6 protein-coding genes and 2 pseudogenes are annotated in these 12,668 nt (G+C 63.1%); 4 read left to right on the top strand and 4 right to left on the bottom strand.

Features of this window, described 5'->3' with window-relative positions; genetic code table 11:
- Window positions 1–223 precede the first annotated feature (223 nt).
- A pseudogene (locus ABIE65_RS25745) lies at window positions 224–945 on the top strand (DDE-type integrase/transposase/recombinase); the annotation flags it as partial.
- Between the two features lie 112 nt (window positions 946–1,057).
- Here the strand turns inward: ABIE65_RS25745 and ABIE65_RS25740 are convergent.
- The gene (locus tag ABIE65_RS25740) at window positions 1,058–2,272 is read right to left on the bottom strand and encodes an IS110 family RNA-guided transposase (RefSeq protein WP_502918578.1); all 1,215 of its coding nucleotides are present in this window, start codon (window positions 2,270–2,272) and stop codon (window positions 1,058–1,060) included.
- 269 nt (window positions 2,273–2,541) lie between these two features.
- On the opposite strand from ABIE65_RS25740, the pseudogene ABIE65_RS25735 reads away from it, so the two are divergent.
- Window positions 2,542–2,784, top strand: a pseudogene (locus ABIE65_RS25735) (integrase core domain-containing protein); the annotation flags it as partial.
- A 3-nt stretch (window positions 2,785–2,787) separates the two neighbouring features.
- Here the strand turns inward: ABIE65_RS25735 and ABIE65_RS25730 are convergent.
- Window positions 2,788–3,729 carry a toll/interleukin-1 receptor domain-containing protein gene (locus ABIE65_RS25730; protein ID WP_354081631.1) on the bottom strand — a complete coding sequence of 314 codons (942 nt, stop codon included), beginning with the start codon at window positions 3,727–3,729 and terminating at the stop codon, window positions 2,788–2,790.
- Between the two features lie 77 nt (window positions 3,730–3,806).
- Between ABIE65_RS25730 and ABIE65_RS25725 the strand changes: the two genes are divergently transcribed.
- Window positions 3,807–9,245 carry an MG2 domain-containing protein gene (locus ABIE65_RS25725; protein ID WP_354081630.1) on the top strand — a complete coding sequence of 1,813 codons (5,439 nt, stop codon included), beginning with the start codon at window positions 3,807–3,809 and terminating at the stop codon, window positions 9,243–9,245.
- A gap of 3 nt (window positions 9,246–9,248) precedes the next feature.
- On the top strand, window positions 9,249–11,285 hold the full coding sequence (pbpC, locus tag ABIE65_RS25720) for a penicillin-binding protein 1C (protein ID WP_354081629.1): 2,037 nt from the start codon (window positions 9,249–9,251) through the stop codon (window positions 11,283–11,285).
- Here pbpC and ABIE65_RS25715 read toward each other — a convergent pair.
- Both ABIE65_RS25715 and ABIE65_RS25710 read right to left on the bottom strand, forming a co-directional pair.
- Window positions 11,254–11,619: a hypothetical protein gene (locus ABIE65_RS25715; protein WP_354081628.1), complete on the bottom strand. Its 366-nt coding sequence runs from the start codon at window positions 11,617–11,619 to the stop codon at window positions 11,254–11,256. The genes pbpC and ABIE65_RS25715 overlap by 32 nt on opposite strands.
- Before the next feature lie 23 nt (window positions 11,620–11,642).
- The gene (locus tag ABIE65_RS25710; RefSeq protein ID WP_354081627.1) at window positions 11,643–12,668 is read right to left on the bottom strand and encodes an IS5 family transposase; all 1,026 of its coding nucleotides are present in this window, start codon (window positions 12,666–12,668) and stop codon (window positions 11,643–11,645) included.

Here is a 12,668-nt window from a genome sequence, read left to right as displayed (position 1 = left end):
GCCTACGGCTCCGCATCACCCAGGACGGCAGCGAGCACTTCAGGGGGTCAATATTGCAAGCCGATACGGGGTCAGCTTTGAACGCCGTTTGACAGGGCTCCTCGAACCCATGCGTGGAGACTGCCCGTGACGAGCGCTCCTGCGCCGTCTGACTGTCTAGGTGTGTAGTCCCGGATTCTGATGGTGCATCATCGATCCTGAGGCGTCAGGAGGAGGATGCATTTTGGGAAGCGTTCTTCACGGCAGCGCCCGCACGACGCCGCGTATTCGTAGCGAACTCCAAGCGTCGCAAGAGAGCAGCCGGACCTTTGCCACCCGCTACAGCCTGAATCCCAAGACCGTGCGCAAGTGGCGCAAGCGGACCACGACAGCCGATGCGCCGATGGGTCCGAGGGCGCCGAAGAGCACGGTGCTGACGCCCGCCGAGGAAGCCATCGTCGTTGCCTTCCGCCAGAAGACCCTGCTTCCGCTGGACGACGTGTTGGGCTGCCTGAGGGACGCCTCCCCAACCTCAGCCGCAGCGCCTTGCACCGCTGCCTGCAGCGCCACGGCATCTCCCGGCTGCCGGTCGAGGAGACCAAGGAGCAGCGCAAGCGGTTCAAGACCTACGAGATCGGCTACGTCCACATCGACAGTTGCGAGCTGCGCCACGCCGACGGCAAGCTGATCATGTTCCTTGCCATCGACCGGGTCTCGAAATTCACCTGCGTCGAGTTCCACGACAAGGCCGGCAAGATGGCGGGATCGGCCTTCCTCAGGAACGTGATCGAGGCCTTCCCCTACAAGATCCACACCGTGCTCACCGACAATGGGATAGCCTTCGCCGACCTGCCCAAGCATCGCGACAGCCACGGTCACGGCTCGCCGGGTGGCCACATCTTCGGCCGCGTCTGTATCGACAATGGCATCGAGCACCGCTTGACCAAGCCCTACCATCCCTGGACCACTGATGTGATCGACAAGGGGTCTCTTGGTATTTTCCGGTATTATTTATCGGCGCACTGGCGACCGCGTGGCGAAGAGCAGGGCGTGAGGTGCGGGCCCTGCCGCGCAGCCTCTATCGTCGCACCTCGGTTGCGGCGCCGGTGCGCACCTTCTTTGGCCCTCGCGGAGTCCAGCCCGCGACGAAGCGGGCGTAGGCTGTTTCGGCCTGCTCGACCCACCGCCGCTCCTCTTCCCGGCGGTTCTTGATGTTGTAGGCATTGGCTGCTCCTTTCTGGCCGCGGGCCGCCGGGTAGCCGGCCTTCAACTCGAGATCGCGAAGCTTCTTTGCGTGAAGCGAAGGACGGGCCCAGACGTAGCTCTCGCCCTTGCTCAGGAGGTGCCAGATCACGATCGCGAGCTTGCGGGCGGTCGCGACGGCCGCCACGTGCTGGCCGCGTCTCGCCCTGATCCGCAGGAAGAAGGCGCGCAGAGGGCCCGGCGCTCGGGCAGCCGCCCAAGCGGCTTCGACCAACATGCCGCGGGCATGACCGCGGCCCTGCTTGGTGATCCGTCCGTGGTAGGCCGGTCCCGGCCCCGATTGATGCACGCTCGGGTTCAGGCCGAGGTAGCTGACCAGCCTCCGGGGCGCTGTGAAGCGCGTCACGTCGCCGATGGCCGCCATCATGGCGAGCGCCACGATCATGTCGATGCCGGGGACCGTCATCAGTCGCTTGGCACCCTCGTCCGCCAGGGCGGAGAAGGCGAGATCACGCTCGATTACCTTAAGATCCTCGCCGAGCCGGTCGAACTCGCGCAGATGCCGCTCGATGGCGAGCCGCTCGTCCTCCGGCACGACCTGCTCGACCAGCCAGACCCGGCCCTTCGCCCCGCAGAGGTCGGCGTGAGGGCAGGACGGAACCAGATGCGCGTGCAGGATCGACTGGATGATGTTCTTCAGCCTGGATCGCTGCCGGACGATCTGGTTGCGGCGCGTGACCTGCCGGCGCAGTGCCTGGGTCGGCTCGTCGGCTACCCACACTTCCGGCAGGAACCCGCTCGCATAGAGCTGAGCCAGGACGCCCGCGTCGATCGTGTCGGTCTTGATCTTCGCATGCGCGATCAAGCGCACCTGTTTCGGGTTTGCGATCACGACCCGCTTCACGTGCGGTGCCATGACGGCTGCCACCGCCGCAGCATTGCCGGTCGCCTCGACGACCACGATGTCGTCCGGCGAGAGTTGACCGGCGAAGGCGGCGAGCCGATCGCGACGCATGTCGATGCGCCCCAGCCGCTTGAGTTTGCCGTCCTGCCAGGCCACCGCCTCCGCGAAAGCTCGGTGGATATCCAATCCGATGATGCGCATGGCTGCTCCCTCTCTGGCTCGTCAAGACGGGAGCTGGCGGGCAACACGACATCTACTGATCCGCGCTCGCGGCGCATCCGGGAAAGTCGCAAGGGGCGGCCATGTAACGAGCTCGGGCTCACAGCCCAGGGTCTATCGACGGCCTGCCCGCACCTTCGTGCTCCCGGTGCCCCGCGTCCCAGATGGGCTCACCATAGAGCCGTCTCCCGAGGAGAACAGCCGGACGTGAAGGCACCGCAGTTCACATACCGGATAACGGCCAAGCCGAGCGGATGAACCGCACGATCAAGGACGCGACCGTCAAGCGCTTCCACTACGACAACCACGACCAGCTCCGGCAGCATCTCGCAGACTTTGTCGCCGCCTACAACTTCGCCCGCCGCCTGAAGACCCTACGCGGCCTCACGCCTTACGAAGCGATCTGCAAAGCCTGGACAGACGACCCCTCCAGGTTCATCCATGATCCGCACCATCAAACTCCGGGACCAAACATCTAGGCATTAACGTGCGCAGGCGTGCTCTGGAAAGTAAAATTGACGGCCGTCAGCCTCGCTGGATACGAGCCAGGGAGGGTCAGCGACGCGGCCGACTAAGTCAATTCGCTCGCCCGGGCTCAGAAACGGGCCTAGCATTGCCGAAGGGTCCGGCGCACGATACGCTTGCGTCGACCGCTGCACGACGCAACTATCCGACAGCGGATAAACTTCGACCTTATGCTGCAGCAACCTCGGTTCAACCAGGGTGTCTCCCATAAACCACCACAATGCGCTTGCTCCCAAGGCGCAGAAGATTACGACACTGGTAGCAAGCATCGACCGCCTCTTCCGGCCACCCTTCAGTTTCTTGTGTCCACTGGGTACGTCCGCCTTCTGCTCCGGATCCCGCTTGACCGGCGCCACTTGCTGATCCTGGGCCTTTGTCAGCTGTTCCAGTAATTTTGCGATACGGCCCGCGACGCCAATAATCGCGGCCCTGTAAGCCTCGTCACTGCTCGGCTTGATACGGAGTTTCCGGTAGTCGAGGTAGGTGCGTTCGGACAGCACCTCAACGAGCTCGTCGTCTACACGGTCGTCCACCGTACGCGGATCGTGCTCGAAGGCCGGAGTGGTAACGAAGTAGATCGGAAGGATCATCGGAGATTGGCCCTCGGCCGCATTTTCGCGCTCCAAGAGCGTCTTGATCTCGAAGCGGCACGCCTCGCTCTTGAGGAGCCCAGGGGAAATGATCGGGATCAGGATCTGCACTTCCGCGAGCGATCGTAGGACGCGCTCTCGCCAATCGTCTCCCAACTGTATGTCGACCCGGTCGTGAAAGATCGTAAATTCGTCCCAACCGTGTTCGCGGACAGCCTGCTCCAGAGCAACCCGAAGGCGCGTAACATCACCCTGAACGTCTACCTCGCGCACGTAGCTAAGGAATGCCGCGGGTTTTTTGCTCGTCATCCTAACCCCGCATTCTGGTTATATCGATGCACGGACATCGGCGCTACTGTAGGGGTTTAGAGTAACAGGAGGAAGTAATGCGGGTCACCGCGGTACGGTCTGTTACGCAGGCGGCAGCCAGCGGCTTCCGCCGATTTTTGCTAGGCATCTGCCTGTCTTTAGCTACCGTCTTCCCCGTGAGCGCTCTCGAATTGAGCGATGTGGCGGGCGACGCGGCCCGTTATGGGGAACGGCTGAGCAGTCGAACCCCTGCCGCCGGAGAGAGTCTCGCAACGCACCTTCGCGCGGCCAAAGAGGCAGAAAGTTCGAAGCGGTGGAAGCAAGCCATTCGGGCCTATGAGGCGCTCATATCGCAGCGCCCCGAAGACGCCGAAACCTGGCTGCGTCTTGGCCGCGCATGGCGTGAATACGACTCGAAGGCGGTTGAGTCGGCTGCGGCCGCTTACGCCGCGTTCTTGAATGCGACGCGGCCCGGCTCACGCAGCGATGCTGTGGCATCAGAAGCTCTGTTGCTGCTCGCTCGTCAGCTTGAGCAGGTTGGCCGTCGCGACGCCGCCATCCGTGTCTGGGCTGAGGTCGGGCGGTTTGTCACCGACCCAGCCCTCGACCGCCTGCTGGCCGAGTTAAAAGGCACCCGCCAGGACAAGCTCGAGATCGAGTGGACCCCGGAGCCTCTGCAGTTCATACCAAATCCGCGCTGGTGCATAAGGTTTAGTGCACCGCTCGACGAAGCGCGCTTCGATCAGTACCGGCGCTGGATTAAGGTGAAGCGGCTAACCCCGGGCGCCGACAAGCCCTGGGAAGTGGATATAGCCGTTTCGGGAGAAAACATCTGCGTTTATGGCCTGCGGCATGGTGACAGTTACCAGATCGCCATCGCCGCGGACCTCGCAGCGGCCGATGGCCGGACACTCGGCGAGGCAACGACTGAGACAATCGAGGTTGGAGATCGCGAACCCGATCTAGCCTTCAAATCAGACACGCTGGTCTTGCCAACTAACGGCCGCGGCTCTGTGCCATTGAGCTTCGTCAACATTAAGGAAGCCACGCTCCTTCTGTTCCACGTCACCGATCGTCAACTTATCAACGAACTCGCTATCGGCAATGTCAACTCGAACTTGTCGGATTCGGCGCTGGATCAGCTCGCCAGTCACGCCGGTCGGCTAGTCTGGTGGGGGAATGTCGAGTTGGGCGGCGCGCGCAATCTAGAGCAGACAACGGCGCTGCCGATTGGTGACGTTCTCGCAGCTCGCGCCAGCTGGTCCCCTGGCGCAACTGGCACCTTTGCACCCGGCTTCCTCGACGATGGCTCGCCTGCGAACCTCGGGCCGGGTGTCTATGCTGTCGTGGCGACGCCACGGCGCTTGACGCGCAACCCGCTAGAGATCGTTGCATCCGAAAGCTTGGCCGATGAGCTGATTCCTTACGACATGGATTGGTACACGCTGCCGACGCAATGGATCGTCCGGACTGATCTAGGCATCCAGGTCCTGAGAGGTCCAAGTGGCGTCCACGCCATTGCCCGCTCGTTGCTTTACGGGACGGCGGTGCCGAATGTGCGCGTGCAACTCGTAGCGGAAGCGAATCGCGTGCTCGCGGAAGGCCTGACCGACGGTGACGGACTGGCCAGCTTCGATCCGGGTCTCGCCCGCGGCGTGTTGGGAAACCGGCTGCGGGGAATTCTCGCGTTTAGCCCAGACGGCGACTTCACCTTCCTGGACGCGGACGGCGATGGCCTCGACCTCAGCGACCGCGGCGTTGCCGGACGCGAGGCACCCGGTCCTATGGACGCGTTCGTCTGGACCGAGCGCGGCATTTACCGACCCGGCGAGACCGTCCATACGATGCTCATGGTCCGGAACGAGCGGGCGGAGGCGCTTGATCCGCCCCCGCTGCAGCTCCGACTGGTCGCGCCTGACGAAACAATTTCGAGCGACCTGCGGGTGACCGAGTTCAAGGCGGGGGCCGCACACCTTCCGCTCAGCCTGCCACGCACTGCGATGCACGGGAATTGGCGTATCGAAGTCCGGGCCGGCCGCGACACCATTATTGGCAAGGCGGGTTTGCAGGTGGAAGCATTCGTCCCCAACCGGATCGAATTGGAACTCGCCGGGCCGACGGATGCTTCGTTAGAAGCCGGCAAGCCACTCCCGATTGCGGTCCGCGCGCGTTATCTCTATGGCGCTCCTGCTGTGGACCTAACTGGGCTCTACCGCCTCACACTTCGCCGCGCGGAACTGCCCTTCTCCGAGTACCAGCACTACCGGTTCGGCCCTGAAGAGAAATCCTTCAGCGAGGCGGGCCCACTGCTGCCTCTCGCTCGAACTTCAGCCCAAGGCGAGACACGGGCCGAGGTTATGCTCGATACCTTGCCGGACACGCCAGTGCCATTGGAGGCCCGGCTGCGCGTGCAGATTGATGACACCGACGGCGGCAGCGTCGGTAAGGAGTTCACGCTGAAGGTCCGGCACACCGACCGGCATTGGATCGGTCTCCGCGCTCGCGACGCAAGCGGGATGATGCCGGCGACTCAGATCGAGATCGTGGCGCTCAATGCGGATGGCCGCCGCGTCGCGAGGCGACTTGAATGGGAATTGTACGCGGAAGAAGAGGAGTTCCAGTGGCTCCGTCACCGAGACGACTATGCGTCGGATTATGGGGTCTACTTAACGCGACGCCTCCTCCGCCGCGGCAAGGTGGCGGCGACGGCAGCCGGCAACGCAGCGGTGCTCAATTTTGATGATCCGCTTGGTCGTTACTATTTGAAGGTGGTCGATACTAGGGGTGCACTCTCCGAGTTATCGTTCACTCAAGGGTTCGAGGGTGCCAGAAACGTCCCTGGACGTCCCGATTTGGTGCGGATCATTCTAGATAATGAGCACTACCGCCCCGGTGAGACTATCACGGCTCGCATTGAGGCGAAGTTCGCCGGCGAGTTGATGCTGGCTGTGCTGTCCGACCGGGTGCATAAGGTTATTAATCGCAAGATTGGCACCGAGCCGTTCACGGTTAGAGTTCCAGTTGAGTCGAACTGGGGCCCGCGACCTTACCTTCTCGCAACCGTCTTTCGCGGTCTGGACCCAGCGAAGCCCGGGCCGGACCCCGCTCGGGCTGTGGGCGTCGCGAACTTTGGGATTCGGGATCCGGGCGCCATACCATCGGTTTCGATCGATGCGGCTCCTACGACTTCGCCGAACCGCCCCGACATGCCTGTAACGATCAGGGTAACTGGGCTACGCCCTGGTGCGGCTGGGTTTGTAACATTGGCGGCGGTCGATGCCGGCATCCTCAGTCTAACGGACTATCTACCACCAAGCCCCGATCGGTACTTCTTTGGGCCGCGGCGACTCGCTCTCGAACTGTTAGACAACTATAACCGCATGATCGTGCATGAGGGGGCGGCAGCTGCAATCCGGTCCGGCGGCGACCGCCTCGGTCCGCTGCGGGGGCTCGATTACACTTGGCCGAAGCCGGTTGTCTGGTTTTCAGGGATCCAGGCGCTCGACTCGCAAGGGCGGGTTCGGCTATCCGTGGACGTTCCCGATTTTCTTGGGAGGCTCGAACTGATTGCGGTCGCCTGGACTGCCGACCAGTCGGCCGTGGCGCGATCGGCCGTACTGGTTCGCGACGTGGTAGTGGCACGCCCCGATCTGCCGCGTTTCATAGCGCCAGGTGATGCAGTCAACGCCGCCATTGACCTCCACAATTTCCGGGCAGCTGCTGGAGACTATCATCTGACGATTGGAGCGACTGGGCCTGTCCGGCTTCGGGGAGAAACGCAGCGTACGCTGCATCTCACTGAAGGGGATCGAGAGCGCGTCGAGTTTCGAATGGAAGCGGTTGCCATCGACGCATCTCTTGAGTTGGATTTAGCCCGGATCGAGATGCGCCTGCGTGCCCGTGACAATTCGTTCGACGTCGCCCGAACTTGGGAGATCCCAGTGCGTCCGGCCGTGCAGCCGACGACTCGCACCGTGCGCACCCACGTCGCTCCGGGGCGATCCCTGATGCTCACCAAGGATGCGATTAAGGGGGTCGCGACCGACATGGTTCCGACGACGGTGCGACTGCGGCACCGGATCGGGCGCATGTCCAGCCTCGACCATCAGCTGTTCCAGGACGAGGTCAGCCGCCCGGCATTGGCCGCCGAGGAATTCGCCAGCCGGGTTGCCCTTTTGCTGGTGCCCGTCGCACAAAGCGGCGGATGGACTGCTGCGTCAGGACCATTGCGGCTTGAGTTGAGCCGTGCCCTAAGCGAATTGCTTGCTCTTCAGCGCAAGGATGGCGGCTTCCGCAGTTTTCCCGGTGACCGGCTTTCGAGCTTCGACGCTCGTGCCAGCTACATTGCGGACGTGCTGGCAAGTGCGCGAGATCTGGGCGCACCAGTTCCGCCCCGCGCGATCTCTTCTGTGAGCCACTATCTGCAGCAAGCGGTGGATTATTCTGATTGCACCACGACCGATGCCTATCAGGTATTCGTCTTGGCTCGTCTAGGTCACGCGACGTTCACAGATATCGACGGGCTCCGTCAAGCTTGCGAGGAAAGCGACATGAACGCGAACCTCGAAGGTCGCGTGCTCGCCATGGCGGCCTTGCAAGAGTACGGACTCTCTGTCGATCGTAAAGGTGGCCTTGAGACCCTTGCGGCATCAATCGGCCAAGCGCGAGAGCAGCCGATGTCAATGCTCGTCGATCTCGTCTACGGGCTTTCTAGCACTAAGGCCAGGGGGGCGCTTATGGAAAAATTGCTTGCGGCGACCCGCGCGGCGACCGACAAGAATCCTCGTATCGGCCTTGAAACCCGGGCCAAGCTGGCGCTGAGCCAGATCCGGCTTGCGCCGGAGAAATCGGCACCCATAGACATTAGTATTAATGGAGAGCGGCACAGAATTGCGCAGGGTGGCTGGAATTCACCTGAACTTCGGCTCGCATCGATGAATCGGTCGATCGATATCGATAACCGGAGTCAGGAGGAACTCGTGCATGAACTTTCGGTCCGCGGCATATCAACTAAGATACCAGGTTCGGTCACCGACGCCGGATTCCGGATAGGCCGGCAACTGTATCGTCTGCGCGATGGGGTCGACCCGGATCGACCGATTGACCCTCTGACAATAAAGCTCGATCGCAATGAGCTTCTCGGTGTCGTAATTGAAGGCGTAGCTCAGGCGGGCGGTAAAGGGCTAGCGGTTCTCACCGATTTTCTGCCGGCCGGTTGGCATATCGAGGATGCTGACATACGTGCAGGCTTCGCGCTCTCACCAGATGCTCGAGCACGGCTTCAGCTGGACTCTGGGAATAATACCGCCGTGTTGCGACGCGAGGCCCATGACGATCGGCTGTTAGCATTGATCGAGCTGGACCGCGCAAGGGAGGGTTTCCGGTTCGCCTATGTGGTGCGGGCCGCTTACGCCGGGGAATTCATCTGGCCGAGTCTCGCCATCGAGAGCCTGCAGGATGCTGGCTTCGCTGGCGGTACGACAGCCAGCCGGGTCACGGTTTCACCGGGAGGTTGATGTGTGCGCTACATTCTGACCTTGATCGGTGTCGGGGTCGGCACCCTGTGGTTCTGTAGCGGGGTTGCGCCAAACCTCGACCGTGCGCGAGATGTCTCCGGTGAAGTCAGAGGTGCGGACGGGGAGCTCCTGCGTGCGTTCGGCACACAGGACGGATACTGGCGCTTGCCGGTGGATCTTGACCAAGTCTCGCCACTCTACTTGGACATGCTAGTCGGCTATGAGGATCGCCGGTTTTATGTTCATCCAGGCATTGATCCAATCGCTTTGGTGCGTGCCGGGTGGCAGTTTGTGCTGCATGGTCGAGTTGTTTCCGGCGCATCCACGATTTCGATGCAGACCGTGCGGCTCCTCGATCAGGGTGGGGAGCGATCATTGGTAGAAAAGCTTCGACAAATGAGATCGGCCATCGCTCTCGAACGGCGCTATGGCAAGTCCGGAATTCTAAAGCTATACCTTCGGCTAGCCCCGTTCGGCGGTAATCTGGAGGGAGTGCGTGCGGCATCGCTAGCCTATTTCGGCAAGGAACCAAAGCATCTCACCGCCGGCGAGGCGGCGCTTCTAGTTGCGTTACCGCAAGCGCCCGGGCGCCGGCCCGATCGTCGTCCAGAGGCTGCGCGCGCAGGGCGCGACCGGGTACTCGATCGCATGGTTCGGTCGGGCATACTGAGCAGGGAACACGCGGCCGCCGCTCGTCGTGAGCCAGTGCCGGTTGCCCGTCGTCCGATGGCGGCCCTCGCTCCGCATCTCACAGCCGCATTCCACCATCAGGCCAAGGTCACCGGCCCGGTTCACACGACGATTAATGGTGTGCTACAGCGAGAGATCGAGCGGCGTGTTGCGGCATACCGTGGTGCCCTCGACCCGGCTGCGAATCTCGCCGCCATTGTGGTCCGCAATAGCGACCGAGCGGTGATTGCCCATATCGGATCCACAGATGTCGCCGATGCCGCTCGGGCCGGCGCGTTTGACTTCAGCCGTGCGATCCGGTCGCCCGGCTCCACGATCAAGCCATTCATCTATGGTCTCGCTTTTGAGACACTGCTAGTTCACCCCGACACCTTGGTTGATGACAGTCAGGTCCGCTACGGGCGCTACGCACCCAGCAATTTCGAACCGGGCTTCGGCGGACCGGTATCGGTTCATGATGCACTGCTACGGTCGCTGAATACCACTGCTGTCGCCATTCTTGATGCGTTAGGGCCGCAGCGATTACTCGCGCGTCTCCGGGCGGCAGGGACGCCGCTGCGATTGCCGCAGCTCGATGCGGACGCGGGCCTCGCGGTCGCGGTGGGCGGCTGCGGCATCAGTTTAACCGATCTCGTCACCCTGTACGCGGCGCTTCCGAACCGTGGTCTTCTCCAGCCGCTACGCTACATGCCTGACGAACCAACGGCCGCTGCTTACCCTCTGCTTTCGCCAGAAGCCTCGTGGGCCGTTGCGAACATCCTCGCAGACATGCGCCCACCCGATGGACCGGCCGCGACGCAGATTGGCGGTCGTCGTCGGGTTGCATATAAAACCGGGACTTCGGCGGGGTTGCGGGATGCATGGGCCATTGGTTTCGACGCGGACCATACCGTTGGAGTATGGACCGGCCGCCCGGATGCCGCGGCGATGGTAGGGCACGTTGGCCGATCGACAGCAGCGCCTCTGCTTTTCCGGATATTTGACCTGCTTCCCTATCCGGTAGCGGATCCAGCGGGCCCTCCGCTGGAGGGAAGTGTGCTGACCACCCGTGGCAATCTGCCAACGCGCCTCGTTCGATTCACGCCAAGCTCGTCGCCAGAGCGTCCCATCATCGACATGCCATTTGATGGCGCCGAGCTCACAGGAGCACAGCGTGGTGTCAATTTGCGGGCACATGGCGGCCGGCCCCCCTATCGCTGGTTGGTCGATGGGGATCCTCTCGGGCCTGCATCCACAGATGCCGAGCGGGTTTGGCACCCTTCGGTTAGTGGGGCGATCCGCTTGGAAGTAGTCGATGGCTCCGGCCAATCGGACAGCATTAATATCTGGCTTGGCGCTGCATCCCGCTAGCAGACTGTTGAAGAAGTCGCCTGGACAGCTTTGAGGACGGCCTCGTCGCCGAGGTGGTAGGTGAAATCGATTTCGATCGAGGGGTGGTCGAGCCGTTCGCCACTCCGGAGCCGGTGACCTCGTCCATCTCGTCGAACCCGGCCCAGGTGAAGAAGACCATGGACGGCGCGTATTCGAGGTCGAGACCGGCCTGCATGGCCCCGAAGGCGATCTCGCCATGGCCGTTGGGCTCGATGATCAGGGTCGCCGGCGCGAGCGCGACCAGGTCGAGATAGTCGTCATCCCAGAGGTCGGCTTCGACGATCCGCCACTGGCCGATGAGCCGGCAGCCCATCGGCGCGGTCCCCATCGCGGCAGTCAGGGCGAGGCTCCAGCCAGCAGCTTGGGCAGCCGCACCAGGTTGTAGGCGGCGGCCGCGAAGGTGAAGGCCAGGTCGACGCGGGCGCGACCGCGGAAGCGGGCCTTGCGCAGGCCGGCGACCGTCTTGATCCAGCCGAAGGCCTCCTCGATCTGGTGTTCTGCGCGACGTGCGGGCGCACGTTCATCTCGCGCAGCTCCATCACGAAGTCCTTGGTGTCGTATCCCTTGTCGGCGCCCAGCGTGAGCGCCCGCGGCCGGTCGCCGCGCGCCTCGATCATCTCCAGCGCCGCCAGCCGCTCGGCATGGCCGGAGACCTTCGTCAGGGGTGTCGACGATCAGTCCGGAACGGTTCTCCATCAGGCCGTGGCCGACGAAGCACAGCCTGGCTTCCATCCCGGGGCCCTTGCGATACAGCAGGGCGTCGGGGTCGCTGGTGCTGGCATGCGCTTCGTTCGAGCGCTTCCGGCCCTTGAAGTCGACCGTCGCGTTGCGGCCACCGGCACCGCCGTCACCCTCCGGCGGACTGTCCCCGGGATCCTTCGGCTTGAAGCTCTTGAGCGAGGCCCAGGCCTCGATCAGCGTGCCGTCGACCGAGAAGTGCTCGCTCGACAGCAACCGCCTGACCCGCGGCTGTGCCAGCACCGCCGCCAGGAACCGCGCGGCGATGCCGCCCTCCAGCAGCCGGTCGCGGTTCTTGGAGAAGGTGGAGTGGTCCCACACCGCATCGTCCACGCCGAGCCCGACGAACCAGCGGAACAGCAGGTCGTACTCCAGCCGCTCCATCAGCTGGCGCTCCGAGCGGAGCGAGTAGAAGGCCTGCAGCAGCATCGCCCGCAGCAGACGCTCCGGCGCGATCGACGGACGGCCCAGCCCTGAATAGAGCACCGCAAAGTCGCCGCTCAGCGTCTCCAAAGCCGCATTCGCGATCTCGCGGATTGCCCGAAGCGGATGGTCTCGACGGACCCGCGCCTCGAGGTCGACGTAAGAGAACAGCTCCCCAGACCGGCTATCCCCACCCCGCAT

Source organism: Constrictibacter sp. MBR-5 (assembly GCF_040549485.1).
Taxonomy (GTDB): domain Bacteria; phylum Pseudomonadota; class Alphaproteobacteria; order JAJUGE01; family JAJUGE01; genus Constrictibacter.
This window is presented reverse-complemented; position numbering and strand designations above follow the sequence as displayed.